The organism is Streptomyces lasalocidi, assembly GCF_005280215.1.
In the GTDB taxonomy this organism is placed as follows: Bacteria; Actinomycetota; Actinomycetes; order Streptomycetales; family Streptomycetaceae; genus Streptomyces; species Streptomyces longwoodensis.
In genome coordinates this window covers 1,037,813-1,062,492 of the sequence record NZ_SZNQ01000001.1, presented here as the reverse complement: position 1 = coordinate 1,062,492, position 24,680 = coordinate 1,037,813, and the positions used below count along the sequence as shown (strand labels likewise).

The following is a 24,680-nucleotide window of genomic DNA, read 5'->3' as shown; positions in this document are numbered from 1 at the left end:
GGACCGCGCACGGCGCCGCCCACACCCGCCCGGGCGGCGCTCCTCATCCCTCGTCCCCGGCCCGATGGACGCCGAACATCGCGCCCTGCGGGTCGCGCAGCACCGCGATGCGGGGACCGTCCGGCACGCTCGTGGGTTCCATCAGGGCGGTGCCGCCCGCGCCCGTGGCGACGGCCGTCGCGTCGTCGACGTCCGCCACCGCGAAGTAGGGCAGCCAGTGCGGCGGCACCTCAGGCGGGAACTTGTCGTCCATGGGCACCATCCCGCCGAAGTCCGCCCCGCCCACGCCCCACTGGGTGTAGTTCTCCGAGGTGCGCACGGTCCAGCCGAACACGGTGGTGTAGAAGGTCTCCGCCCGCCGGGCGTCGCGGGTCAGCAGCTCCACCCAGCCGAGGGCGCCGGGCGCGTTGAACAGTCCGGCGCCGGGGAACGCGCGTGCCTGCCAGAGCTGGAAGACCGCGCCGACGGGGTCGGCCGCCACCACGAAGCGGCCCGCCTCCAGGACGTCCATCGGACCGACGAGGACCCGGCCGCCGAGTTCGGTCAGCAGCCGGCAGGTGACCTCGGCGTCGGTCACACCGAAGGAGACGTTCCAGGCCACCGGCTGTTCCGGCTGGTACAGCGGGGCCAGCGCCGCCACGGCCGCGTCGCCGAGGTGGGCCATGGTGTAGCCGCCCGCCTCCTGCCGCGCGTCGGTCTCGGACCGCCAGCCGAACAGCTCGCCGTAGAAGCGCCGGGCGCCGTCGACGTCGGTGGTGCCCAGCTCCGCCCAGCAAGGGCCGCCGGGGACGGGCTTGTCGAGCTTCATGAGGTTCCTTCCGCGCGGACAGGCCCCTTCCAGCACGCTAAGCCCGGGTCCGCGCGTCGGCCATCCGGGGGATCAGATCCCCGGCCGGTACCGGATCGGGTGGTCCGCGGGCACCTCGACCAGCACGATCGGCAGTCCGTCCGGGTCGGCGATCCACATCTCGACCAGGCCCCACGGCTCCTTGACCGGCGGCCGGACGATCTCCACGCCCTCGGCCCGCAGTTCCTCGTGGGCCGCCGCGGCGTCCGGCACCTGGAGCCAGAGCCGCAGGGAGGGGTCCGGGTCCGGCGGGGTCTGCGCGCGGCCGGACAGCTCCAGGAAGCCGCCGCCGAGGAAGTAGACGGTCCCGCGCTCGGGACCGGTGCCGAACTCCCGGGCCACGGCGAGCCCCAGCCGCCCGCCGTAGAAGTCGCGGGAACGTTCCGGATCGGTGGGCCGGATCAGCGTCCGGCTGCTCAGTACCTGCACCATGCACCCGGACACTAGTGCCTGCCGCCCCGTTCGGCCCGGCCCGAAGCGGCCGTAGGTCATGGACGGCCTGATCCGGGCGGCGGGGGCCGGTGCCGCTACCCTCGTACCGGCCCCGCCGCGCCCGAGATCGGAGACCCCCGCATGGACACCGCCGCAGCCACCCCGCTGAGCTTCCGCGACGCCACCGAGGCGGACGTGGACGCCCTGGTCGCGCTGGTGGAGTCGGCGTACCGGGGGGACTCCAGCCGGGCGGGCTGGACGACGGAGGCGGACATCCTCGACGGGCAGCGCACCGACCCCGAGGGCGTGCGGGACATCGTCAGGTCGCCCGACAGCCGGCTGCTCACGGTGGAGCGCGAGGGCCGGATCGTGGCCTGCTGCCAGCTGGAGCACCGCGGCGAGCACGCCTACTTCGGGATGTTCGCGGTCAGCCCCGGACAGCAGGGGGCCGGGCTCGGCAAGGCGGTGCTCGCGGAGGCGGAGCGCCGGGCCCGCGAGACCTGGGGCGCCACGGAGATGCACATGACGGTGATCTCGGTGCGCGAGGACCTCATCGCCTGGTACGAGCGGCGCGGCTACCGCCGTACGGGCCGGACGACGCCGTTCCCGTACGGCGACGAGCGCTTCGGCATCCCGCGCCGCCCCGACCTGGCCTTCGAGCTGCTGGTCAAGCCGCTGGTGTGACGTTCCGCCGCGGGGCGCTCAGGCTGTGAAGCGGCCGGTGCGCTTGATCTCCGGGAGGTCGGTCGTCGCGCCGTCCAGCCCCAGGGCCCGTACCAGCCGCAGCTGGTCCTGGGTGTTCACCACCCAGCCGATGATCCTGAGGTCCTTCGCGCGGGCCAGTTCCACGATCTCCAGGGTGAGCCGGCGGATGTTGAGGCAGACCGTCGCGGCGCCCGCGGCCACGGCCCGGTCCACCACGTCGGTGCCGTAGCGGCTGCCGATCAGCGCGGTGCGCACGCCGGGCACCAGCCGGGCGATCTCGGCGATCGCCTCGTCGTGGAAGGAGGACACCTCCACCCGGTCCACCAGTGCGCGCGCGTGGAGCACCTCGGCGAGCGCCCGCGCCGCCTGCACGTCCTTGATCTCCGCCTGGAGCGGGCTGCGCACCGCGTCCAGGACCTCCTCGAACACCGGGACCCGCTCCCCGCGCCCCGCGTCCAGCGCCCGCAGCTCGGCGAGCGTCTGCTCGGCGATCGGGCCGGTGCCGTCGGTCGTGCGGTCCACGTCCGCGTCGTGCATGACGACGAGCGCGCCGTCCTTGCTCAGGTGGAGGTCCAGTTCGATCACGTCGAGGCCGGCCTGCTCGGCGGCGACGAAGGACCGGAGGGTGTTCTCGGGCTCTACGCCCATGAGCCCGCGGTGACCGATGGTGAGGAAGTTCAACGTCGCCTCGCTTCCGTCGACGGCAGCCGGAGCCGCAGCCTAGTGCTCTTCGCCAGGGATGTACCCGCCCGTACGCCGGAGTTTCCGTCGCCGTCACACAGCCGGGGAAGGCGCCGTCCCGACGGGGAACCACAGGAAAAACTTCCGTCACCACGAAGTCATACGGGACGATTTCCCGATGATCCTCTTGCTGGGGGAAACCTCGTCCGCATACGGTGTCCTTACGCGAGGTTCTCCAGTGGAGGATGGGACATGACGGAAATTCTTGTGCAGGCGGCGACCGAGGAGCAGGTATCTCCGGCCGGCAGGGTCGTGGAGCACCCGGCCTGGCCGCGGCTCAAGGATGCCGTGGAGCAGATACGGCCCTGGCAGTCCGAGGACGGCTCGATCGACTTCGACGCCGAGGGCGCCCCGGGCCGGGCCGACGCCGAGGCCGCGGTGCGCCGCGTGACCGAGGCGGTCCGTGAGCTCTCCCCGCTGCTCCCGCACGACGCCGCCTATCACCAGGCCCTGGTCGAGGACCTGCACGCGTGGGCCGACGGCGGCTTCGCGGTGCCGGACTTCCTGGACTCGCTGCTGGCCTTCCAGCCCGCCGCCGACCGCCGCGACGGCCTGCAGCACCTGGTCGTCTTCCCGATGTACACGCAGAACGGCAACCCCGACCGCAACCTCGAGGCGGTCGTGCTGCGGATGGTCTGGCCGGACTGGCTCGCCGAGCTGGAGCGCACCCGCTACGACAACCCGCTGTTCTGCGGCATCACCTTCGAGGACTTCACGGCGGGCTACGACACCAACTCCGCCGTCCTCTTCCCCGAGACCATCGCGGTCCGCCAGGCGCCGGAACGTTTCACCTGGGGTGGGATCTTCTGCGACCGCGAGGCCGCCCGCTTCCGCCGCGTCACCGCCGCCGCCGTCGACATCCTCGGCCTGGACCTGCCCGAGGACATCGCCGCCATGGTCCACGACCAGAAGCGCTGCCAGGACGCCTTCGTCCTGTGGGACATGGTCCACGACCGCACCCACAGCCACGGCGACCTGCCGTTCGACCCGTTCATGATCAAGCAGCGCCAGCCGTTCTGGATGTACGGCCTGGAGGAGCTGCGCTGCGACCTCACCGCCTTCAAGGAGGCCGTGAAGCTGGAGGCCGACGGCGTCCCGCAGGCCCGTGACGTGCAGTACGCGGTCCTCTTCGACCGCATGTTCCGCTTCCCCGTGACGGGCGAGCGGGTGCGCAACTACGACGGCCTCGGCGGCCAGCTGCTCTTCGCCTACCTGCACAAGCACGACGTCGTCCGCTGGACCGACAACAAGCTGCACATCGACTGGCAGCGCGCCCCGCAGGTCACCAACGAGCTGTGCGCCGAGATCGAGAAGCTGTACCGCGACGGCATCGACCGCCCGAAGCTCGTCCACTGGTTCGCCGGCTACGAGCTGGTCGCCACCTACCTCGCCCCGCACCCCGGCTCCACGTGGGCCAAGGGCCCCGACGCCCTGGACCTGACCCAGCCGCCGCGCAAGCTGGTGGACGACGTGCTCCCGGACGAGTTTCCCCTGAGCATGTTCTATGAGGCACTGTCCAAGAAGCTGAAGAACGTGATCGCCTCCACCAAGGGCATCACGGCCGACGGCGCCGAGCGGGTCGCCGCGTGAGCGACCGACTCCAGCACACTGCCGCGAAGGGGAAGAACATGGGCAACGGGGCTCTCGACGGTGCGGTCATCGCGGTGGCCGGTGCGGGCGGACCGGCCGGCCGGGCGGCACTGCTGCGGCTGGCCGAGGCCGGTGCCACGGTCATCGGCGCGGACAACGACCCGGAGCGGCTCGCCGAGGCCGTGGACGCGGCCCGCTACGCCTCCGGCGGGGCCACGGTCACCGGGGAGACGGTCGACCTGCTCGACCTGCAGTCCACCCGTGACTGGGCCGCCCGCACCGAGAAGGAGTTCGGCCGCGTCGACGGCCTGGTCCACCTCGTCGGCGGCTGGCGCGGCAGCGAGACCTTCATCAAGACCAGCCTCGACGACTGGGACTTCCTGGAGCTGCTGCTGGTGCGCACCGTGCAGCACACCTCGCTGGCCTTCTCCGAGGTGCTCCAGCGCAGCGACCGCGGCCGGTACGTGCTGATCAGCGCCGCGGGCGCGACCAAGCCGACCGCGGGCAACGCCGCGTACGCCGCCGGCAAGGCCGCGGCCGAGGCGTGGACGCTCGCCATGGCGGACTACTTCCGCAAGGCCGGGGGCGAGCAGGGCCCGACGTCGGCGGCTGCGATCCTGGTGGTCAAGGCGTTGGTGCACGACGCGATGCGCGCGGACCGGCCCAACGCGAAGTTCGCGGGCTTCACCGACGTGAAGGACCTCGCCGAGGCGATCGTCCGGGTGTGGGAGAAGTCCGCCCCGGAAGTGAACGGACAGCGCCTGTGGCTCACCGAGAAGCCGTGAACCCCCCGAAGACCGACGCGCGTCGTCATCACGACCCGGAGGTCCGCGGTTTCGCCAGCGACAACTACGCCGGGGTCCACCCCGAGGTCCTGGCCGCCCTGGCCCTGGCCAACGGGGGCCACCAGGTGGCGTACGGCGAGGACGAGTACACCGAGAACCTCCAGCGGATCATCCGCAGCCACTTCGGCCCCACGGCGCAGGCGTTCCCGGTCTTCAACGGCACCGGGGCCAACGTCGTCGCGCTCCAGGCGGTCACCGACCGCTGGGGCGCGGTGATCTGCGCGGAGAGCGCCCACATCAACGTCGACGAGGGCGGGGCCCCCGAGCGGATGGGCGGGCTCAAGCTGCTCACCGTGCCGACGCCGGACGGCAAGCTCACCCCCGAGCTGATCGACCGGCAGGCGTGGGGCTGGGAGGACGAGCACCGGGCGATGCCGCAGGTCGTCTCGATCACCCAGAGCACGGAGCTGGGCACCCTCTACACGCCCGAGGAGATCCGCGCGATCTGCGACCACGCGCACGCCCACGGCATGCGGGTCCACCTCGACGGCTCCCGGATAGCCAACGCGGCCGCCGCGCTGGACGTCCCGATGCGGACGTTCACCAACGCGGTCGGCGTCGACGTCCTGTCCCTGGGCGGCACCAAGAACGGTGCGATGTTCGGCGAGGCGGTCGTGGTCATCAACCAGGACGCCGTCCGGCGGATGAAGCACCTGCGCAAGCTGTCCATGCAGCTCGCCTCCAAGATGCGGTTCGTCTCGGTGCAGCTGGAGGCGCTGCTCGCCAAGGACCTGTGGCTGCGCAACGCCCGGCACGCCAACGAGATGGCCCAGCGGCTGGCCGAAGGCGTGCGCGCGGTGCACGGCGTCGAGATCCTGCACCCGGTGCAGGCCAACGGCGTCTTCGCCCGGCTCCCGCACGACGTGAGCCTGCGCCTGCAGAAGCGCTTCCGCTTCTACTTCTGGGACGAGGCCGCCGGGGACGTGCGCTGGATGTGCGCCTTCGACACGACCGAGGACGACGTGGACGCGTTCGTCGCGGCGGTCAAGGAGGAGATGGCCCGGTAGCCACCGGGCCGACTCACTGAATGCATAGGTATGCGGTCACCTGAAAAGTCATTGACGCTCGGGTGATCGCTTTCCTATGCTCTGCGGGCATGCAGCTGATCCAGAAAACGCCCGACCTCTCCGCGTACCTGGCCGCCGACGAGGTCATCGACCACGACCACCCGGTGGTCCGGCGGACGGCCGCGAGCCTGGCCCGGGAGGCCGCCGACTCGTATGACTATGCACGGTTCGCCTTCGCGTTCGTCCGCGACACGATCCCGCACTCCCAGGACGCCGGGGACCCCCGCGTGACCTGGCGTGCCTCGGACGTCCTGGAGCAGCGCACCGGCATCTGCCACGCCAAGGCCCACGCGCTCGCCGCCCTGCTGCGCGCCGAGGACATCCCCACCGCGCTGTGCTACCAGCGCCTGCGCCACGACGACGGCACCGGACACGTCGTCCACGGACTGGTCGCCGTCCGCTTCCACGGCGCCTGGCACCGCCAGGACCCCCGGGGCAACAAACCCGGCGTCGACGCCCGCTTCTCCCTGGACGGCGAGCGCCTGGCCTGGGTCCCCGAACCGGCGGTCGGCGAGTCCGACTACCCGGAGCTGTACGCCGCACCCCACCCGCTCGTGCTCGACGCGCTGCGCGCCGCACCCGACCGGGAGCACCTGTGGAGGTCGCTGCCCACCGCGCTCTGAGCCGCTCAGGCGGGGCCGGTGAGCAGCGCCCGTGCCGTCCGGCGGAACTCCGTCACCAGACGGCGGCGGTCTCCGGCCCGGGTCACCAGCAGCACCGGGGTGGGTCCGACGTCCTCCAGCGGCACCGTCGTCACGTCGGGGCGCAGCGTGCGCGTCCGGGGCAGCGGGACGATGGCCACGGCCCGCCCGTCGGCGATCACCTCGAACTTGTCCTCCAGCTCGTCCACGACCGGACCGTCGGGGGCGGGGCGCCCGTCGGGCCGCGGGTCGATGCGCCAGTACGCGTTCCACGCCGCGTCCCGCACCACCGGCATCGGCTCGTCCCCGAGGTCGTCGAGGGTCACGCTCTCCTTGCCCGCCAGCCGGTGGTCCAGCGGCACGACCAGCACGCGCGGCTCGTCGTACAGGGGCGTGACCTCCAGCCCCTGGGTGCGCAGCGGCTGCCGGGTCACCGCCGCGTCGACCCGGTGGTCGAGCAGCGCGTCCCGGGCCTCGTTCCACTTCAGGTGCACCGCGCGCACGTCCGCGTCGGGCAGGCGGTGGCGCAGCTCGCGCACCGCGGGCGTCACGATGATGCCCAGCGTGTAGCCCACGGTCAGCACGTCCGACTCCCCGGCGGAGCGGGCGTGGGCCGCCGCCTCCGCGGCCGCCCGCAACAGCGCCCGGGCGCGCGGCAGGAACACCTCGCCGGCCTCCGTGAGCCGGGTGCCGCGCGGGGTGCGGTCCAGCAGCCGGGCGCCCACCTGCTGTTCCAGGCGGCGGATCTGCCGGCTCAGTGACGGCTGGGCGATGCGCAGTGCGTCGGCGGCCCGCCCGAAGTGACGGTGCTCGGCGACGGCGACGAAGTACCGCACCAGACGCAGGTCGAGGTCCACGGACGGCGGCGGGGTGGGCGGCATGCTCCCCACGGTAACGCCGACCGGTGCGCGGCGACCGCCGTGCGCTGCGGTGATGCCTAAAGCGCATCACCCCGTGCCGAACGGGTCTTGGACCCGCGGGACGGTCGGCCCGCAGGCTGGAGTCACCGGCCCGGCAGCGGATCCGCCGGGCCCCCTCCCGTCGGTGGTTCCCGTGTGAATCCCGATCGATCCCCGCTTGAGGAGTGCAGCGACTGTGCGTGTCTTCGTCACCGGTGCCACCGGCTTCATCGGTTCCGCCGTGGTCCGTGAACTGCTCGACGCCGGCCACCGGGTGGTCGGCCTGGCCCGCTCCGACCGGAGCGAGGCGACGCTGAAGGAGGCCGGCGCCGAGCCGCTGCGCGGCGACCTCGCCGACCTGGGCGCCCTGCGCCGGGGCGCCGCCGAGGCGGACGGCGTCATCCACTTGGCCTTCATCCACGACTTCCAGAACTACCCGGCCGCCGCCGAGGCCGACCGGCGGGCCATCGAGGCCATGGCCGGGGAACTGGCGGGCTCCGACCGGCCGTTCGTCGCCACCTCGGGGACGCTGCTCGTCGCCCAGGGCCGGCTCGCCACCGAACGGGACGTCCCCTCGGCGGAGGGCCGGGCCCTGCCGCGCAAGTCCGAGGAAACCGCCCTGTCGTTCGTGGAGCGGGGCGTGCGCGCCTCGGTCGTGCGGCTGTCGCCGACCGTGCACGGCCGGGGCGACCACGGCTTCGTCCCGCAGGTCATCGAGGTGGCCCGCGCCCAGGGCCTGTCGGCGTACCCGGGCGACGGCTCCCAGCGCTGGTCGGCCGTCCACCGCCTGGACGCGGCGCGCCTGTTCCGGCTGGCCCTGGAGGAGGCCCCGGCGGGCAGCCGGCTGCACGGCGTCGACGAGGAGGGCGTGCCGGTGCGTGCCATCGCCGAGACCATCGGCCGTCACCTGGACGTCCCGGTGCGGTCGCTGCCGGCGGACCAGGCGGAGCACCACTTCGGCTGGCTCGCGCCGTTCCTGTCGGTGGACGGCCCGGCGTCCAGCGCCCTGACCCGCGAGCTGCTGGACTGGCACCCCGAACAGCCGGGCCTGCTGGCCGACCTGGACGAGGGCCACTACTTCGGGGCGTGAACCCCGGCCCGGGGGAGGGCGCTCAGCAGGGGCGAGGAGCTCCGGGGGACGGGGCCCGCCAGGCGGGCCGGCCACCCGGGGCACCCCCGGTCGGCCCGCTCAGCGCGCCTCGGCCTCCCGGACCTGCTCCGGCGTCGGCGCCGTACCGCCGAGGTGGGCCGGCATCCACCAGGTGTCGTCCGGGCCCTTGGGGCGTACGGGGTAGGCGCGCTGGGCGGCCTCCAGCAGCTCCTGGACGCGCTCGCGCAGACGGCGCGTGATGGCGCCCGCGTACTGGTCGCGCGGGGCCTCGATCGCCTCGCCCACCCGGATCGTGATCGGCGTGTGGCTGCGGCGGAAGTTGCGCGGCCGGCCCTTGGTCCACAGCCGCTGCGTGCCCCACACGGCGATCGGGATCAGCGGCACGCCCGCCTCCTGGGCGAGGCGGGCGGCGCCCGACTTGAAGCTCTTCAGCGTGAACGACGGGGAGATGGTGGCCTCGGGGAAGACGCCGATGATCTCGCCGGAGCGCAGCGAGTCCAGGGCGTGCTGGTAGGCGGCCTCGCCCTGGGCACGGTCGACGGGGATGTGCTTCATCCCGCGCATCAGCGGGCCCGAGATCCGGTGCCGGAAGACCGACTCCTTGGCCATGAACCGCACGAGGCGCTTCTGGGGGAGCGCGGCCAGGCCGTTGAAGATGAAGTCCAGGTAGCTGATGTGATTGCTCACCAGCACGGCTCCGCCGGACCGCGGGATGTTCTCCGACCCCTTGCAGTCGATCCTGAGGTCCCAGACCTTGAACAACGTCTTCGCGAAACCGATGACGGGACGGTAGACAAGCTCTGCCATGGGCGGGGCGGACCCTTCCTTCTCTTCTCGGCCTGGGAAGGGGACTCCCGGCGGGGAAAGTTACGCTGCCGTAGGTTTGCGGCATCTCGCAGATCGTGCCCGAAGAACGGCCGGACCTCCAGTCCTGGTGCCCGGCCACCGCGAGATCCTCGTCACGTCCGCGGCGCGCCCCGCCCGCCCCGCCCGCCTCACTCGGCGGGCACCGTCACCCGGCGCAGGAGCAGGTAGGTCTCGCAGCCGAGGCAGTACCCGAAGGCGGCGTTGAGAAACGCCGCCGCGAGCGCGGCCCCCGTGGCCGCGAGCCCCAGCCACGCGGGCCCCGCCCAGAAGCCGACGAGCCCCACCCCGGCGAACACCAGCCCCACGGCCTGCGCGAACCGCGGCGGTTCGGGCGACTCGAACGCGGTCGGCGGGCCCAGCCGGGGCCGCACCACCGCACGGAACAGCCGGCCGTAGGGTGAGCGCGCCACCCCGCCCGCCGCGCCGAGTGCGAACGCCAGCGTCTGCCAGGCCAGCAGCCAGGCGCTGCCGGTGATCAGCACGACCGCGAGGACCACGGTCGTGACGGCCGCGCCGAAGCGCGGCCCTCGTGCATCGATGTCCATGAATCAAGCATTCCGCAGCGGACACCGGGAAGGGTGGCGGGAATCTTTTCAGTCTCATGAACGGTTGAGCAGACGATGACGGGAATCGTGGTGTGCCTCGCGGTGCTCGCGGCGGCGAGCGCCTTCGGGGTCGTCCAACGACGGCGGAGCGGGAGGGTCCGGGTGCGCGGGCGGGACGAGGGCGAGCGGCTGCGGTCCGACCGGCTGGGCGGCGAACTGGGCACGCGCGCCACGCTCGTGCAGTTCTCCAGCGCCTTCTGCGCCCCCTGCCGGGCCACCCGGCGGGTCCTCGGCGAAGTGGCGGCCATGGTCCCGGGCGTCACCCACCTGGAGATCGACGCCGAGGCCCGGCTCGACCTGGTCCGCGAGCTCGGCATCCTCAAGACGCCGACCGTGCTGGTGCTCGACGCCGACGGACGGGTCGTGCGCCGCGCCACCGGGCAGCCCCGCAAGGCCGACGTCATCGCCGCGCTGGGCGAGGCGGTGTGAGGCCGGCGGCGGCCCCCGGTCCCCGCGTGCGGACCGGTACGTACTTGACCGGCCGGGCCATGCCTCGTCAGCCTGACCCCATGCCCAAGGAACTCCTTCTGCACGGGCGGGTCCACGTCGACCTGGCCCGTCACGCGAGCGCGCGCTGTCCGGGCCGTTGAGCACCCACGGACTCCCGCGCCCCTCCTCGCAGAAGGACCACCCCTCGATGACTGTCACGTCCGGCACCTCCGCCACGTCAGCCACCCCGACCACGCCGACCGCCTCGACCGCGTCGGCCCCCGTTGGCCTCGGCACCGCCCAGCTCGCCTCTCCCGACCTGTTCCGCTCCGTCTTCCGGCGGCACGCGGCGGGCGTCGCCGTGATCACCGCGTCCGGTGACGGCGGCCCGGTGGGCTTCACCGCCACCTCCCTGAGCTCCGTCTCCGCCGAGCCCCCGCTGGTGTCCTTCGGCATCGGCACCGGCGCCTCCAGCTGGCCCACGGTGTCCCGGGCCGAGTACGTCGGCGTCCACGTACTGGGCGAGCACCAGCGGGAGCTGGCCGCCACCTTCGCGCGCAGCGGCGCCGACCGGTTCGGCGCGCCGACCTCCTGGCACGAGGGGCCGCACGGCGTCCCTGTCCTCGACGGCGTGCTCGCCTGGCTGGTCTGCCGCGTCCACGCGCGCGTGCCGGCCGGCGACCACCGCCTCGTGCTGGCCGAGGTCGTCCTGGGCGACCCCGGCGGTGCCGGCCGGCCGCTGCTCTACCACCAGGGCCGTTTCACCGCTCTGCGTGATTGATCACGCCCCCTCTCCCTGCGAGATCGCTGCATTCCGGTTACGCTGCGTTGCACAGGTCACAGTTCAAAGCGCTTGCTTAGCGGGCAGGAACTGGGTGTACTGACGAGTAATATCTCGGTCGGAGCGCGGGCCGCCCCGGACCGGGAACGGCCGCTTCGGGCGCCTATGCTGCCTGGAAGTAGGCAGCCGATGAACTGACGATGCAGTAGGAGAGCCGGCGTGAGCTTGAGGATCGTTGTCACTGTGAAGTACGTGCCCGACGCCACTGGCGACCGGCACTTCGCCGATGACCTGACCGTCGACCGGGACGACGTGGACGGTCTGCTCTCCGAGCTGGACGAGTACGCGGTCGAGCAGGCGCTGCAGATCTCCGAGAACTCCGACGACGACGTCGAGGTCACCGTGCTGACCATCGGCCCCGAGGACGCCAAGGACGCGCTGCGCAAGGCGCTGTCCATGGGCGCCGACAAGGCGATCCACGTCGAGGACGACGACCTGCACGGCACCGACGCCATCGGCACCTCCCTGGTCCTCGCCAAGGCGATCGAGAAGGCCGGCTACGACCTGGTGATCTCCGGCATGGCCTCCACCGACGGCACCATGGGCATCGTGCCCGCCCTGGTCGCCGAGCGCCTGGGCGTCCCGCAGATCACGCTGCTGTCCGAGATCTCCGTCGAGGGCGGCACCGTCACCGGCCGCCGCGACAACGACGCCGCCTCCGAGACGCTCGAGGCGTCGCTGCCGGCCGTCGTGTCGGTCACCGACCAGTCCGGCGAGGCCCGCTACCCGTCGTTCAAGGGCATCATGGCCGCCAAGAAGAAGCCGGTGGAGTCCTGGGACCTGTCCGACCTGGAGATCGAGGCGGACGAGGTCGGCCTGGAGGGCGCGTACACCAAGGTCGACGCCGCGAACGAGCGCCCGGCCCGCACGGCCGGCACCATCGTCAAGGACGAGGGCGAGGGCGGCAAGCAGCTCGCTGAGTTCCTCGCGGGCCAGAAGTTCATCTGAGCCCCGCAGCCGCTGACCGCCCCTCAACTTCGTTTCGCAGGAGATGCATTCCCATGGCTGAAGTCCTCGTCTACGTCGACCACGTGGACGGTGCCGTCCGCAAGCCCACCCTGGAGCTGCTGACGCTGGCCCGCCGCATCGGCGAGCCCGTCGCCGTCGCGCTGGGCAACGGCGCCGGTGACACCGCCGCCGTCCTCGCCGAGCACGGCGCCGTGAAGGTCCTGACCCACGAGGCGTCCGAGTACGCCGACTACCTGGTCGTGCCGAAGGTCGACGCCCTGCAGGCCGCCGTCGAGCAGGTGTCCCCGGCCGCCGTGCTGGTGCCGTCCTCCGCCGAGGCCAAGGAGGTCGCCGCCCGCCTGGCGCTGCGCATCGGCTCCGGCATCATCACCGACGCCGTCGACGTCGAGGCCGGCGAGGAGGGCCCGGTGGCCACCCAGTCGGTGTTCGCCGCCTCGTTCACCACCAAGTCCCGTGTCGTCAAGGGCACCCCGGTCATCACGGTCAAGCCGAACAGCGCGGCCGTGGAGGCCGCCCCGGCCGCCGGCACCGTCGAGGCGCTGTCCGTCACCTTCTCCGAGAAGGCCACCGGCACCAAGGTCACGGGCCGCACGACGCGTGAGTCGACCGGCCGTCCGGAGCTGACCGAGGCCGCGATCGTGGTCTCCGGCGGCCGTGGCGTGAACGGCGCGGAGAACTTCGCGATCATCGAGGCCCTGGCCGACTCGCTCGGCGCGGCCGTCGGCGCCTCGCGTGCCGCGGTGGACGCGGGCTGGTACCCGCACACCAACCAGGTCGGCCAGACCGGCAAGTCGGTCTCCCCGCAGCTGTACATCGCCAACGGCATCTCCGGTGCGATCCAGCACCGGGCCGGCATGCAGACCTCGAAGACGATCGTGGCCATCAACAAGGACGCCGAGGCCCCGATCTTCGACCTGGTCGACTACGGCGTCGTCGGCGACCTGTTCGACGTCGTCCCGCAGCTCACCGACGAGATCAAGACCCGCAAGGGCTGATCCCCGCCCGGCTGCCCGAGGCCCCCGCGACCCCTTCCGGTCGCGGGGGCCTCGGCTCATTCCGGGGCCGCCGGGAGCCGCAGCGACGCACACACCGGGAAGTGGTCGCTGGGCCACTGCCCGCCGTCCGCGGAGAGGTCGACCCAGGCCCGCAGGACCGTCACGTCCGGCGTCGCCAGAATCCAGTCGATCCGGTCCCCGCCCGGCGCCGGCGCCCCCCAGCCGTGCCACGTGCCGTAGGCCGGACCCCGGCTGCGGGCGGCGTCCCAGGTGTCGACGAGACCGGCGCCGAGCAGCGTGGCGTGCGCGGGGCTCTCGTGGGCGATGGCGTTGAAGTCGCCGGTGACCACCAGCGGCGCGGACCCGGCGAGGCCGGGGACGCGGTCGGCGATCAGGGCGGCGGCCCGCGCGCGTGCGTACGCGCTCCCGTTGTCCAGGTGGGTGTTGAGCACGCAGAACGGCCGTCCGCCGGCCGCCCGGTCGTGGAAGCGCACCCAGGTGACCATGCGCGGGTGGGCGCCGCCCCAGGTGTTGGAGCCGGCCCGGCCGGGGGTGTCGGACAGCCAGAAGTCTCCGTGGCCGACCGGCACCAGCCGGCGCCGGTCGTAGAAGACCGCCGCCGACTCGTCCTCGCCGCCGTCGCGGCCGGTGCCGAGCCAGTCGTAGTGCGGCCCGAGATCGGACTCGACGTCCGCGAGCTGCGGGCCCTGGCCCTCCTGGGTGCCGATGACGTGCGGAGCCGCCCGGCGCAGCAGCTCCCGCATCACCGGACGGCGCTCGGGCCAGCTGTGCGGGCGAGTGGGGGAGGCGAAGCGCAGGTTGTAGCTCATGACCTCCAGCGGCGGGGGAGCCGCGGTGCGCTCCGGTGCGCGCCGGGCGGCGGAGGCCCGCACCGTCGCGAGCAGCGGAACCGCCACGGCGGCCGCCAGTGCCGTCCGCAGCCCCGTCCGGCGCGTCACTCCTCCCGGGCCCGCCATGTGCCCTCCTTCCCCCTGCGCGTCAGGATGGGGGGAGCGGACGCCGGACGGAAGGGGCCGGACGGCGAAGGAGGGATGGAGGAGCGCTCCGGTGGCGGACCAGTTGGTGGACCGGGTGTTGACCCGCGGGAAGATCCCCGTTAGCTTCGTTCTACGGATTGTTGATTCCGCACAGCGGAAAACAGGAGGGTGTGGCATGGGGCAGGGCCAGCAGGAGACGGTGGCGACGAGCCTCGCGGGCGCCGTCGGCGAGGAGATCAGCGCCTCCCTCGCGCCGGTCGACGCCGAACTGGAGCGCCGCTACCCCGGCGACCCCGGCACCCGCCAGCCCGTCCACACGGTCTACGTCCCCGGCGACGCCTTCGCCGCCGACACCCTGCGCACCTGGGGCGACCAGGCCCTCGCCGCCCTCGACGAGCACGCCCCCGACGCCGCGTCCTTCGCCGCCGTCCTCGGCCTGCCGGACGACCTCGCCGAGCCGGTGTACACACGCGTGCGCGCCAAGCTGGAGCGCGAGCCCGTCGAGGACCTGCGCGTCGACTTCGAGGACGGCTACGGCCCCCGCCCCGACGCCGAGGAGGACGAGGCGGCCGCCCGCGCCGCGCGCCTGATCGCGGGGGCGTACGCCGACGGCACCGCCGCCCCGTACATGGGCATCCGCATGAAGTGCATGGAGGCGCCGGTGCGCGACCGGGGCATCCGCACCCTCGACGTCTTCCTCACCGGCCTGACGGAGCACGGCGGACTGCCGGACGGGCTGGTCCTGACCCTGCCCAAGGTGACCTACCCCGAGCAGGTCACCGCGATGGTCCGGCTGCTTGAGGCCTTCGAGAAGGCGCGCGGCCTGGAGCCCGGCCGGATCGGCTTCGAGATCCAGATCGAGACCAGCCAGGCGATCCTGGCCGCCGACGGCACCGCGACCGTCGCCCGCATGATCCAGGCCGCCGAGGGCCGCGCCACGGGCCTGCACTACGGCACCTTCGACTACAGCGCCTGCCTCGGGGTCTCCGCCGCCCACCAGGCCAGCGACCACCCGGCCGCCGACCACGCCAAGGCCGTCATGCAGGTCGCCGCCGCCGGCACCGGCGTCCGGGTCTCCGACGGCTCCACCAACGTGCTGCCCGTCGGCCCGGCCGCGCAGGTCCACGACGCCTGGCGGCTGCACTACGGCCTGACCCGCCGCGCCCTCGCCCGCGCCTACTACCAGGGCTGGGACATGCACCCCGGCCACCTGCCCACCCGCTACGCCGCCGTGTTCGCCTTCTACCGCGAGGGCTTCGCCCAGGCCGCCGCCCGACTCGCGCGCTACGCCAGCCGCACCGCCGGCGACGTCATGGACGAGCCCGCCACCGCCAAGGCCCTCAGCGGCTACCTCCTGCGCGGCCTGGACTGCGGCGCCCTGGACACCGCCGAGGTCACGGAGGCCACCGGCCTGACCCGTACTGAGCTGGAGGGCTTCGCCGCGCCCCGCCGGGGCGACCTCACGGCGTCGACGAAGTAGGTCCGGCGGGCGGGACGGCGGAGGCCGGGCCGCCGTGCGCGGGAGCGCGACGGCGGCCCGGCCCGGACGCCCTACTGCGGGTGGCTGCCGTACGGGCGCGTGATGATCTCCATCCCGTGCCCGGCGGGGTCGAGGAAGTACAGGCCCCGGCCGCCGTGGTGGTGGTTGATCTCGCCGGGCTGCCGGCCGTGCGGATCGGCGAAGTAGGTGATCCCGGCCTGCCGGATCCGCTCGAAGGCGGCGTCGAACTCGTCGTCGGGGACGAGGAACGCGTAGTGCTGCGTGACGATGGACTCGGCGGGGATCGCGGCGAAGTCCAGGGTGACGCCGTTGCTCGTGGCGACCGGGACGAACGGGCCCCACTCGGGGCCGACTTCGAGCCCCAGCACGTGCGCCAGGAAGCGCGCGGACTCGTGGTGGTCCTTTGCGTGGACGATGGTGTGGTTCAACTCGACGGACATGTGTGGAATGCCTCCGCGGGCAATCTCACGGGCACCTCCATGCCTCACCCGGCCGGTGACCGACACGCGATGCCGTACGTCGATCCTAGTCCGGCACCCCCGCGTCGCTGAACAGGTGTTCCAGCCCGGACCGGGTCACCCACCCCTCCCGCGCGAACAGCCGGGTGCCCCGCACGCAGAGGTGCGCGTCGGCCCGGGCCCGGGCGCAGAACTCCTCCGGGGTGTTCCCGAGGAGCCGACGCAACGCGGGGGAGGCCAGCAGGAGTTCCGTGATCAGGGCGCGCTGCCCGGGGTGGTCGCGCGGCGCGCCGGTGCCGTCGTGCAGGACGCCCCGGCGGTTGGCGTAGGCGAACACCTCCGGCAGGACCGTGCCGTCCGCCGGCTCGACCCGCACGTCCGGCACGGGCAGCCGTACGCGCACGAAGTTGCCGTCGGGCAGCGTGGCGCCCTCGCTCGCGTCGATCACGGCCAGTTGCTCGGCGTCCAGCCAGAGCAGGACCAACTCCCGCACGGCGGCGGGGCAGCGGACCGGCGCCGCCGAGACGTACCCCATGCGGCTGATGTGGGCGGAGGCACCGACCCCGAGGCCCGTGACCCGGCACCGCACCATCGGGACCGGCGCGGTGATCCCGAACATGGCCATCTTGTCGCGCAGTTGGCCGGGGCAGGCGTTGGAGCCGACGCACAGGACGGGCGTGCGGTCCGGGTGGACCAGGCGGTCCAGGGGCAGCATCCGGTCGCTGGCCAGCAGTCCCGACTCCCGTGGCCAGGCACCGGGATAGGCCAGCGGGAACGCGCGCGGGGCGTCGGCCAGCCCCAGTTCCTCCAGCGTGGCTCCCGACTCCACCGGTGCCTCAGTCCGCCGGGGGCAGCTCGCCCGAGCCGCGCGCGATCAGCCGGGTGGGCAGCTCGATGCGCTCGGGCAGCAGGAGCGCCCCGTCCAGCTGCCGGAACAGCCGGTCCGCCGCCGTACGCCCGATGGCCGCCGCGTCCTGCGCGACGACGGTGACGCCCGGCTGGAGCAGGTCGGCCAGTTCCAGGTCGTCGAACGCCACCAGGGCCACCCGCCGGGACTGCTCGGCCAGCACCCTGATCACGGTGACCGTCACACGGTTGTTGCCGGAGAAGACCGCGGTGACCGGCGAGGGCCCGGACAGCATCTCCTCGGCCGCGCGCCGCACCCGCGCCGGGTCGGTGGCGCCCAGGGACATCCAGGCGTCCTCGACGGCTATCCCCGCGTCCTCCATGGCCGTCCGGTAGCCGCGCAGCCGCTCGGACGCGGTGTGGATGCGGGGCATGTCGCCGATGAAGCCGATCCGGCGGTGCCCGTGCGCCACGAGGTGGGCGACGCCCTGCCGGGCACCCCCGAAGTTGTCCGACAGGACGCAGTCGGCGTCGATCCCCCCGGCGGGCCGGTCCACGAACACGGTGGCCACACCGGCCTTGATCTCCGGCTCCAGGTAACGGTGGTCGTCACCGGCCGGGATGATCACCAGGCCGTCCACCCGGCGGGCACACAGCGCCAGCGCCAGCTCCTGCTCCCGGTCGGGGTCCTCGGCGCTGGAGCCGTTGATCAGCAGGGCGCCGTGGGCGCGGGCCACCTCCTCCACCGCGCGGCTGAGCGGGCCGTAGAACGGGTCGGCGAGGTCCTCCAGGACCAGGCCGACGCTGGCGGTGCGGCCCTTGCGCAGCACGCGCGCGCTGTCGTTGCGGCGGAAGCCCAGCGCGTCGATGGCCTCCTGGACCCGCCGCTCGGTCTCCGGGGTGACGCCCGACTCGCCGTTGACCACCCGGGACACGGTCTTCAGGCCCACGCCCGCGCGGGCGGCGACGTCCTTCATGGTGGGACGGTTGCCGTAGCGTGGGGCGCTCGGACGGTCGGCGCGGCGGGGCGTCTCGGGCACGATGCGGAGTCCTTTGTCCTGTGGTCCACGGGTCCGCGGGGGCCCGGCGGGGCCGGTCCGCACGGAACGGGTCCGCGGGGATGCGGAAGTCCGTGGTGTGTATGAGGATGTGGCGTCGAGCATAGAGCCTGGACAACGTTGTCAGATGCGGGGGAGACTGTCCATCGCAATCTCCGGCCCGCGTCCCCCACCGCTGGACCGGCCAGCCCTTTTCGTGGTGAGCGGGAGATCCCTGACTGATGCACACCGACCTCGTGGCCGCGCTCGACATCGGCGGCACCAAGATCGCCGGGGCGCTGGTGGACGGCGACGGCACGATCCTGGTCCGCGCGCAGCGCCCCACGCCCGCCCAGGAGGACGGCGACACCGTCATGCGGGCGGTCGCGGAGGTGCTGGGGGAGCTGACCGCGTCCGAGCTGTGGGGGCGGGCGCGGGCCGTCGGCATCGGCAGCGCGGGGCCGGTGGACGCCTCCGCGGGCACCGTCAGCCCGGTCAACGTGCCCGGCTGGCGCGCCTACCCGCTGGTCGACCGGGTCCGCGCCGTCACCGGGGACCTGCCCGTCGAGCTGATCGGCGACGGCGTGGCCATCACGGCGGCCGAGCACTGGCAGGGAGCGGCGCGCGGCCACGACAACGCGCTGTGCATGGTGGTCTCCACGGGCGTCGGCGGCGGACTGGTCCTCAACGGCCGTCTGCACCCGGGGCCGACGGGCAACGCCGGTCACATCGGCCACATCAGCGTCGACCTCGACGGCGATCCGTGCCCCTGCGGGGCGCGCGGCTGCGTCGAGCGGATCGCGAGCGGGCCGAACATCGCCCGCCGGGCGCTCGCGAACGGCTGGCGGCCGGGCCCGGACGGCGACACGTCCGCGGCCGCGGTGGCCGCCGCGGCGCGGGCCGGCGACCCGGTCGCCGTCGCCTCCTTCGAGCGCGCCGCCCAGGCCCTCGGCGCGGGCATCGCGGCCACGGCGACGCTGGTGGAGATCGACATCGCCGTCGTCGGCGGCGGTGTGGGCAAGGCGGGCGAGGTGCTGTTCGCCCCGCTGCGCAAGGCCCTCAAGCAGTACGCGACCCTGTCGTTCGTCCGGCGCCTGACCGTGGTCCCGGCCCAGATGGGCACGGACGCGGGGCTGGTGGGGGCCGCCGCGGCGGCGCTGGCGGGGAGGGCGGGGACGGCACCGGCGGGGGTGTGAACGGGCGGCAGGAACGTTCCCGGCGGCCAGGGGTGGCGGGGGGCGCACCCAGGGCCCGGGGTGGGCCGCCCGGCAGTCGGTCCGGTGGGCCACCCGGCGGTCGGTGACCGCCCCGGCCCGTGACCTCCCGGCCCGTCGCGTAGTTGATCCCGGCATGAAGAAGCGCAGCATGCTCGCCATCGCCTCCCTGGCCACGGGGTTCGTCGTCGCGGCCATCACCCCGTCCCACGGGCAGGACGCCGGGGACCTCGGGAACCTGAACGTGGGGGACACCCTCACGTCCCTGGACCACACCATCGCCAGCGAGAGCTTCGCCCTCGACGACGACGCGCCGGGGCGCACCGACTGAGGCGGGCCGGTTCCCCGGACGACGGCGCCGGTGCCCCGAAGGGGTGCCGGCGCCGTCGCCGTCGTCCGGGGCGCCCTCAACTGGGCCTGGTTTCCGTGGCAGGGTGGAGCGGGCAAGCCACAGGGGGCCAACAGAAGAGGGGGACACGTGACCGTCGTCTGGATCAACGGCGCGTTCGGTGCGGGGAAGACGTCCACCGCACGGGAGCTGATCGAACTGATCCCGAACAGCACGCTCTTCGACCCCGAGGTCATCGGGGCGGGACTCCCGCACCTGCTGCCGGCCAAACGCCTCGCCGAGGTCGGCGACTTCCAGGACCTGCCGATCTGGCGGCGCCTGGTGATCGACACGGCGGCGGCGCTCCTCGCCGAGCTGGGCGGCACCCTCGTCGTCCCCATGACCCTGCTGCGCCAGGAGTACCGCGACGAGATCTTCGGCGGCCTCGCGGCCCGCCGCGTCCCCGTACGGCACGTGCTGCTCGCCCCGGCGGAAACGATCCTGCGCCGACGGATCGCCGAGCGGGAGGTGCCCGACGACCTGCCCGACGACGAGCTGCGGCCGCGCGGATGGGCGTACGACCACATCGAGCCGTACCGCGTGGCGCTCGCCTCCTGGCTGGCCGCCGACGCCCACCTCGTGGACACCGGCGCCCTCACCGCGCGCGAGGCCGCCGTGCGCATCGCGGAGGCCGTGAGCACCGGCGCGGTGCCCGTCTGCGACATCGTGCAGACCCCCGAGCCCACCGCCGAGACGCAGGCCGCGGGCGTGCTGCTCTTCGACGACCAGGACCGCGTGCTGCTGGTCGACCCGACCTACAAGCCCGGCTGGGAGTTCCCCGGCGGTGTCGTCGAGCGCGGTGAGGCACCCGCGCGGGCGGGCATGCGCGAGGTCGAGGAGGAGACCGGCATACGGCTCACCGAGGTGCCCCGGCTGCTGGTGGTCGACTGGGAGCCGCCGAAGCCGCCCGGCTACGGCGGTCTGCGCCTCCTCTTCGACGGCGGCCGGCTCGACCCGGCGGCCGTCGAGGGCCTGCTGCTGCCCGGCCCCGAACTGCGCGCCTGGCGCTTCGCCACCGAGGAGGAGGCGGCCACCCTGCTGCCCCCGGTCCGCTACACCCGCCTGCGCTGGGCCCTGCGCGCCCGCGAACGGGGCGCCGCGCTGTACCTGGAGGCGGGGGAGCCGGTGGGCTAGGCGCACGGCGCGCGTGCAACCTCCCGGAGGCCGCGCCACCCCCCTACCTCCCGGAGGCCGCGCCAACCGCCCCTGACCTCCCGGGGGGCCGCAGCGCCCGCCGCCCTGACCTCCCGGGGGCCGCGGCATCATCCGCCGCCCCCGGGTGTGTCCCGCGGGTCAGTCCGTCGCGTAGTTGCTCAGGAACAGGGCCTCCGCCACCGAGAGGCGCTCCAGCTCCTCCGGCGAGACGCTCTCGTTGACCGCGTGGATCTGGGCCTCCGGCTCGCTGAGGCCGATCAGCAGGATCTCCGCGCTCGGGTACAGGGCGGCGAGGGTGTTGCACAGCGGGATGGAGCCGCCCTGGCCGGCGTACTGCATCTCCTGGCCGGGGTAGGCGGCCGCCATCGCGTCGGCCATCGCGGCGTACGCCGGGCTGGTGGTGTCGGCGCTGAACGGCTGGCCCTGGCCGACCTGTTCCACGCGCACGCGCGCGTTCCACGGCGTGTGGGCCTCGATGTGGGCCTGGAGCAGCTTGGTGGCCTCCGCCGCGTCCACGCCCGGCGGCACCCGCAGGCTGATCAGGGCCCGCGCGCTCGCCTGCACGGACGGCGTGGCGCCCACCACCGGCGGGCAGTCGATGCCGAGGACGGTGACGGCCGGGCGGGCCCAGATGCGGTCGGCGACCGTGCCGGAGCCGATCAGGTCCACGCCGTCCAGGACCTTGGCGTCCTGGCGGAACTGGTCCTCCGCGTACTGCAGGCCCTCCCAGGACGCCTCGCCGGCGAGCCCGTCGACCGTGGTCGAGCCGTCCTCGGCGCGCAGCGAGTCCAGGACCCGGATCAGCGCGGCCAGCGCGTCGGGCGCCGCGCCGCCGAACTGCCCGGAGTGCAGGTTGCCCTCCAGCGTGTCGACCTGCACCCGCAGCATGGTCATGCCGCGCAGCGTCGAGGTGACCGTGGGCAGGCCGACGCGGAAGTTGCCCGCGTCGCCGATGATGATGGTGTCGGCGGCCAGCAGCTCCGGGTGCTCCTCGGCGTACCGCTCCAGACCGCCCGTGCCCTGCTCCTCGGAGCCCTCGGCGATCACCTTGACGTGCACCGGGACCCCGCCGTTCGCCTTCAGGGCGCGCAGCGCGAGCAGGTGCATGATCACGCCGCCCTTGCAGTCGGCGGCGCCACGCCCGTACCAGCGGCCGTCCCGCTCGGTCAGCTCGAACGGCGGAGTGGTCCAGCCGGCTTCGTCGAGCGGCGGCTGCACGTCGTAGTGGGCGTAGAGCAGGACGGTCTTCGCACCCTCGGGGCCGGGCAGGTAGCCGTACACCGACTGCGTGCCGTCGGGCGTGTCGAGCACGGCCACGTCCTGGAAGCCCTCGGCGGCCAGCGCCTCCGTGATCCAGCGCGCGGCGGCCTCGCTCTCGCTCTTCGGGAACTGGTCGAAGTCCGCCACCGACCGGAAGGCCACCAGCTCGGCGAGCTCCGTCCTGGCCTGCGGCATCAGCGCGGCGACGGTCCCGGCGATCGGATGCGACGACATGGGCACGCTCCTTGTGGGTGCGACGTTGTACTCGTGAGCGCACGTGTGTGCGTAACGACCGTGCGAGCGTACGCGCCTGCCGGGGCGCGGGGCATCTCGCGGTCGTCTCCCTGCCCGGCGGTGCGTGACGATCTCCGCCGTAGGATGCGGGGGACAGCAGCGGCAGGCGGCGGATCGGGAGCAGTAGACCATCGTGAGCAGCGAGAACTCTTCGGCGGACGACGTGCGGCAGGTGTGGGACGTCGTCGTGGTGGGCGCGGGACCCGCGGGGGCTTCGGCCGCGTACGCGGCGGCGGTCGCGGGAAGACGCGTCCTGCTGCTGGAGAAGGCCGAGCTGCCGCGCTACAAGACGTGCGGCGGAGGCATCATCGGCCCCTCCCGTGACGCACTGCCGCCCGGCTTCGAGCTGCCCTTCAGAGACCGGGTGCACGCGGTGACGTTCTCGAACAACGGCCGCTTCAGCCGCACCCGCCGTTCCCGGCAGATGCTGTTCGGGCTGATCAACCGGCCCGAGTTCGACCAGCAGCTGGTCGAGCACGCCCAGAAGGCGGGCGCCGAACTGCGCACCGGCGTCACGGTGACGCGGGTCGAGCAGCACGGCTCGGCCGTCCCGGACCGGCGCACCGTCGCGGTCGTCCTCCAGGGCGGCGAGACGCTGCTGGCCCACGCGGTGGTCGGCGCCGACGGCAGCGCCAGCCGCATAGGAGCCCACGTCGGGGTGAAGCTGGACCAGGTGGACCTCGGCCTGGAGGCGGAGATCCCCGTCCCGGAGACCGTCGCGGAGGACTGGAAGGGCCGGGTGCTCATCGACTGGGGCCCGATGCCCGGCAGTTACGGCTGGGTGTTCCCCAAGGGCGACACGCTCACCGTGGGCGTGATCTCGGCGCGCGGCGAGGGCGCCGCCACCAAGCGGTACCTGGAGGACTTCATCGGCCGCCTGGGCCTGGCCGGGTTCGAGCCGAGCATCTCCTCGGGCCACCTGACCCGGTGCCGGGCCGACGACTCGCCGCTGTCCCGCGGGCGGGTCCTGGTCTGCGGGGACGCGGCCGGTCTGCTGGAGCCGTGGACCCGCGAGGGCATCTCCTTCGCGCTGCGCTCGGGCCGCCTCGCGGGCGAGTGGGCGGTGCGCATCGCGGAGGCGCACGACGCGGTGGACACCCGCCGCCAGGCGCTGAACTACGCGTTCGCGATCAAGGCGGGGCTGGGCGTGGAGATGGCGGTCGGCAAGAGCATGCTGTCGGTGTTCGAGCGGCGCCCCGGCGTCTTCCACGCCGCGCTGACCGGCTTCCGGCCGGCCTGGCGGTCGTTCGCGGACATCACCCGGGGCCGGACGACCCTCGGCGAGCTGATGCGGACCCATCCGCTCGCCCAGCGCGCGCTCATGGCGTTCGACCGGCGGCCTGCGGCGGTGCGGGCGGAGCCGGAGGCACAGGAGCAGGCGGAGTCCTGACCCGCCCGTCCGGGAGGCGGTCGCCCACCGTCTCCCGCCGCTGTCCGCGTCGCCCGGGTTCCTCGCGTTGTGCGCGGTGTCAGCCGTCGACCGTGATGCGGAAGACCGGGTGGTCGGGTGCGGCAGCCAGGATCTCCTCGTCGGAGGACTTGGCGGTGACGCCCTGGAAGTACTGGTTGACCTCCCAGCCCCACTTCTCCAGGTAGGACCGCAGGAGGGGGAGCTTCTCGGCGTCGGGGACCTCCACCGCGGTGAAGCGCCGCACCCTGCGCCCGACGCGCAGTTCGCCGGCGCCCGCGGCCCGCATGTTGCGCACCCACTGCGAGTGCCCGCGGGCCGAGACGAGGTACTGCCCGCCGCCGTAGGTGTGCGGGTTGACGGGGACGCGCTGCATCCGGCCGCTCTTGCGTCCGGGCACCGACAGTTCGGCCGTGCCCGCGAAGCTCAGCCCGTGCCGGGCGAGCCAGCCGATCACGCGGTTGAACCCGACGTTCAGCGGGCTGCCCTTGAGGTAGTACGGCGACGACGACATGGATGACTCCCCGGTGGTGGATG

The 24,680-nt window shown here is 73.5% G+C and carries 27 protein-coding genes; 15 read left to right on the top strand and 12 right to left on the bottom strand.

Features of this window, described 5'->3' with window-relative positions; translation table 11 throughout:
- Positions 1 to 43 precede the first annotated feature (43 nt).
- Positions 44 to 808 (bottom strand): VOC family protein, encoded by a 765-nt coding sequence (locus E4U91_RS04600; RefSeq protein ID WP_137305406.1) that lies wholly within the window; start codon positions 806 to 808, stop codon positions 44 to 46.
- A gap of 72 nt (positions 809 to 880) precedes the next feature.
- Entirely contained in the window at positions 881 to 1,279 is a 399-nt protein-coding gene (locus tag E4U91_RS04595; RefSeq protein WP_137305404.1) for a VOC family protein, read from the bottom strand.
- 141 nt (positions 1,280 to 1,420) lie between these two features.
- On the opposite strand from E4U91_RS04595, the gene E4U91_RS04590 reads away from it, so the two are divergent.
- Entirely contained in the window at positions 1,421 to 1,963 is a 543-nt protein-coding gene (locus tag E4U91_RS04590; protein ID WP_137305402.1) for a GNAT family N-acetyltransferase, read from the top strand.
- Positions 1,964 to 1,981: 18 nt separating this feature from the next.
- On the opposite strand, the gene E4U91_RS04585 is transcribed toward E4U91_RS04590, so the two are convergent.
- Positions 1,982 to 2,665 carry a glycerophosphodiester phosphodiesterase gene (locus E4U91_RS04585; protein ID WP_137305401.1) on the bottom strand — a complete coding sequence of 228 codons (684 nt, stop codon included), beginning with the start codon at positions 2,663 to 2,665 and terminating at the stop codon, positions 1,982 to 1,984.
- A gap of 252 nt (positions 2,666 to 2,917) precedes the next feature.
- On the opposite strand from E4U91_RS04585, the gene E4U91_RS04580 reads away from it, so the two are divergent.
- The 4 genes from E4U91_RS04580 to E4U91_RS04565 all read left to right on the top strand — a co-directional run bounded on the left by E4U91_RS04580 (position 2,918) and on the right by E4U91_RS04565 (position 6,850).
- The gene (locus tag E4U91_RS04580; protein WP_137305399.1) at positions 2,918 to 4,315 is read left to right on the top strand and encodes a DUF6421 family protein; all 1,398 of its coding nucleotides are present in this window, start codon (positions 2,918 to 2,920) and stop codon (positions 4,313 to 4,315) included.
- Positions 4,316 to 4,353: 38 nt separating this feature from the next.
- Positions 4,354 to 5,100: an SDR family oxidoreductase gene (locus E4U91_RS04575; RefSeq protein WP_137305397.1), complete on the top strand. Its 747-nt coding sequence runs from the start codon at positions 4,354 to 4,356 to the stop codon at positions 5,098 to 5,100.
- Positions 5,097 to 6,167, top strand: coding sequence for a threonine aldolase family protein (locus E4U91_RS04570; protein ID WP_137305395.1), 1,071 nt, complete (start codon positions 5,097 to 5,099; stop codon positions 6,165 to 6,167). Before E4U91_RS04575 ends, E4U91_RS04570 begins: the two co-directional genes overlap by 4 nt.
- A gap of 89 nt (positions 6,168 to 6,256) precedes the next feature.
- Complete coding sequence (locus E4U91_RS04565; protein ID WP_168218066.1) at positions 6,257 to 6,850, top strand: transglutaminase domain-containing protein; 594 nt, start codon at positions 6,257 to 6,259, stop codon at positions 6,848 to 6,850.
- Positions 6,851 to 6,855: 5 nt separating this feature from the next.
- On the opposite strand, the gene E4U91_RS04560 is transcribed toward E4U91_RS04565, so the two are convergent.
- Positions 6,856 to 7,749, bottom strand: coding sequence for a LysR family transcriptional regulator (locus E4U91_RS04560; protein WP_137305391.1), 894 nt, complete (start codon positions 7,747 to 7,749; stop codon positions 6,856 to 6,858).
- A 214-nt stretch (positions 7,750 to 7,963) separates the two neighbouring features.
- Between E4U91_RS04560 and E4U91_RS04555 the strand changes: the two genes are divergently transcribed.
- The gene (locus E4U91_RS04555; RefSeq protein ID WP_137305389.1) at positions 7,964 to 8,857 is read left to right on the top strand and encodes an SDR family oxidoreductase; all 894 of its coding nucleotides are present in this window, start codon (positions 7,964 to 7,966) and stop codon (positions 8,855 to 8,857) included.
- Between the two features lie 99 nt (positions 8,858 to 8,956).
- On the opposite strand, the gene E4U91_RS04550 is transcribed toward E4U91_RS04555, so the two are convergent.
- Positions 8,957 to 9,685, bottom strand: a complete 729-nt coding sequence (locus tag E4U91_RS04550; RefSeq protein ID WP_137305387.1) for a lysophospholipid acyltransferase family protein — start codon at positions 9,683 to 9,685, stop codon at positions 8,957 to 8,959.
- Positions 9,686 to 9,873: 188 nt separating this feature from the next.
- The gene (locus E4U91_RS04545) at positions 9,874 to 10,290 is read right to left on the bottom strand and encodes a DUF4395 domain-containing protein (protein ID WP_137305385.1); all 417 of its coding nucleotides are present in this window, start codon (positions 10,288 to 10,290) and stop codon (positions 9,874 to 9,876) included.
- Between the two features lie 75 nt (positions 10,291 to 10,365).
- Between E4U91_RS04545 and E4U91_RS04540 the strand changes: the two genes are divergently transcribed.
- The 4 genes from E4U91_RS04540 (at position 10,366) to E4U91_RS04525 (ending at position 13,584) form a co-directional block, all read left to right on the top strand.
- A complete protein-coding gene (locus E4U91_RS04540) occupies positions 10,366 to 10,779 on the top strand; it encodes a TlpA family protein disulfide reductase (protein WP_137305383.1) in 414 nt (137 codons plus the stop codon).
- Between the two features lie 208 nt (positions 10,780 to 10,987).
- Positions 10,988 to 11,560 carry a flavin reductase family protein gene (locus E4U91_RS04535; protein WP_137305381.1) on the top strand — a complete coding sequence of 191 codons (573 nt, stop codon included), beginning with the start codon at positions 10,988 to 10,990 and terminating at the stop codon, positions 11,558 to 11,560.
- A 219-nt stretch (positions 11,561 to 11,779) separates the two neighbouring features.
- Positions 11,780 to 12,568, top strand: a complete 789-nt coding sequence (locus E4U91_RS04530; protein WP_137305380.1) for an electron transfer flavoprotein subunit beta/FixA family protein — start codon at positions 11,780 to 11,782, stop codon at positions 12,566 to 12,568.
- 53 nt (positions 12,569 to 12,621) lie between these two features.
- Positions 12,622 to 13,584, top strand: a complete 963-nt coding sequence (locus E4U91_RS04525; protein WP_137305378.1) for an electron transfer flavoprotein subunit alpha/FixB family protein — start codon at positions 12,622 to 12,624, stop codon at positions 13,582 to 13,584.
- A gap of 56 nt (positions 13,585 to 13,640) precedes the next feature.
- Here E4U91_RS04525 and E4U91_RS04520 read toward each other — a convergent pair whose 3' ends face one another.
- Positions 13,641 to 14,561 carry an endonuclease/exonuclease/phosphatase family protein gene (locus E4U91_RS04520; RefSeq protein ID WP_137305376.1) on the bottom strand — a complete coding sequence of 307 codons (921 nt, stop codon included), beginning with the start codon at positions 14,559 to 14,561 and terminating at the stop codon, positions 13,641 to 13,643.
- 196 nt (positions 14,562 to 14,757) lie between these two features.
- On the opposite strand from E4U91_RS04520, the gene E4U91_RS04515 reads away from it, so the two are divergent.
- Complete coding sequence (locus E4U91_RS04515; protein ID WP_137305374.1) at positions 14,758 to 16,062, top strand: DUF6986 family protein; 1,305 nt, start codon at positions 14,758 to 14,760, stop codon at positions 16,060 to 16,062.
- A gap of 71 nt (positions 16,063 to 16,133) precedes the next feature.
- Here E4U91_RS04515 and E4U91_RS04510 read toward each other — a convergent pair whose 3' ends face one another.
- The 3 genes from E4U91_RS04510 to E4U91_RS04500 all read right to left on the bottom strand — a co-directional run bounded on the left by E4U91_RS04510 (position 16,134) and on the right by E4U91_RS04500 (position 18,427).
- Positions 16,134 to 16,523, bottom strand: a complete 390-nt coding sequence (locus E4U91_RS04510; RefSeq protein WP_137305372.1) for a VOC family protein — start codon at positions 16,521 to 16,523, stop codon at positions 16,134 to 16,136.
- A gap of 85 nt (positions 16,524 to 16,608) precedes the next feature.
- Positions 16,609 to 17,370 (bottom strand): hypothetical protein, encoded by a 762-nt coding sequence (locus E4U91_RS04505; protein ID WP_137305370.1) that lies wholly within the window; start codon positions 17,368 to 17,370, stop codon positions 16,609 to 16,611.
- Between the two features lie 7 nt (positions 17,371 to 17,377).
- A complete protein-coding gene (locus tag E4U91_RS04500; RefSeq protein WP_137305368.1) occupies positions 17,378 to 18,427 on the bottom strand; it encodes a LacI family DNA-binding transcriptional regulator in 1,050 nt (349 codons plus the stop codon).
- 239 nt (positions 18,428 to 18,666) lie between these two features.
- Here E4U91_RS04500 and E4U91_RS04495 point away from each other — a divergent pair, with 239 nt between their 5' ends.
- The 3 genes from E4U91_RS04495 to E4U91_RS04485 all read left to right on the top strand — a co-directional run bounded on the left by E4U91_RS04495 (position 18,667) and on the right by E4U91_RS04485 (position 21,160).
- Entirely contained in the window at positions 18,667 to 19,620 is a 954-nt protein-coding gene (locus E4U91_RS04495; protein ID WP_137305366.1) for an ROK family protein, read from the top strand.
- Between the two features lie 154 nt (positions 19,621 to 19,774).
- Positions 19,775 to 19,969: a hypothetical protein gene (locus tag E4U91_RS04490; RefSeq protein ID WP_137305364.1), complete on the top strand. Its 195-nt coding sequence runs from the start codon at positions 19,775 to 19,777 to the stop codon at positions 19,967 to 19,969.
- Positions 19,970 to 20,116: 147 nt separating this feature from the next.
- A complete protein-coding gene (locus tag E4U91_RS04485) occupies positions 20,117 to 21,160 on the top strand; it encodes an NUDIX hydrolase (protein WP_137305362.1) in 1,044 nt (347 codons plus the stop codon).
- Between the two features lie 159 nt (positions 21,161 to 21,319).
- Here the strand turns inward: E4U91_RS04485 and E4U91_RS04480 are convergent, their stop codons facing one another.
- Positions 21,320 to 22,675 carry a dipeptidase gene (locus E4U91_RS04480; protein ID WP_137305360.1) on the bottom strand — a complete coding sequence of 452 codons (1,356 nt, stop codon included), beginning with the start codon at positions 22,673 to 22,675 and terminating at the stop codon, positions 21,320 to 21,322.
- Positions 22,676 to 22,868: 193 nt separating this feature from the next.
- Between E4U91_RS04480 and E4U91_RS04475 the strand changes: the two genes are divergently transcribed.
- Positions 22,869 to 24,125, top strand: coding sequence for a geranylgeranyl reductase family protein (locus E4U91_RS04475; protein WP_137305358.1), 1,257 nt, complete (start codon positions 22,869 to 22,871; stop codon positions 24,123 to 24,125).
- Between the two features lie 79 nt (positions 24,126 to 24,204).
- Here E4U91_RS04475 and E4U91_RS04470 read toward each other — a convergent pair whose 3' ends face one another.
- Entirely contained in the window at positions 24,205 to 24,657 is a 453-nt protein-coding gene (locus E4U91_RS04470) for a nitroreductase family deazaflavin-dependent oxidoreductase (RefSeq protein ID WP_137305357.1), read from the bottom strand.
- Positions 24,658 to 24,680: the final 23 nt, after the last annotated feature.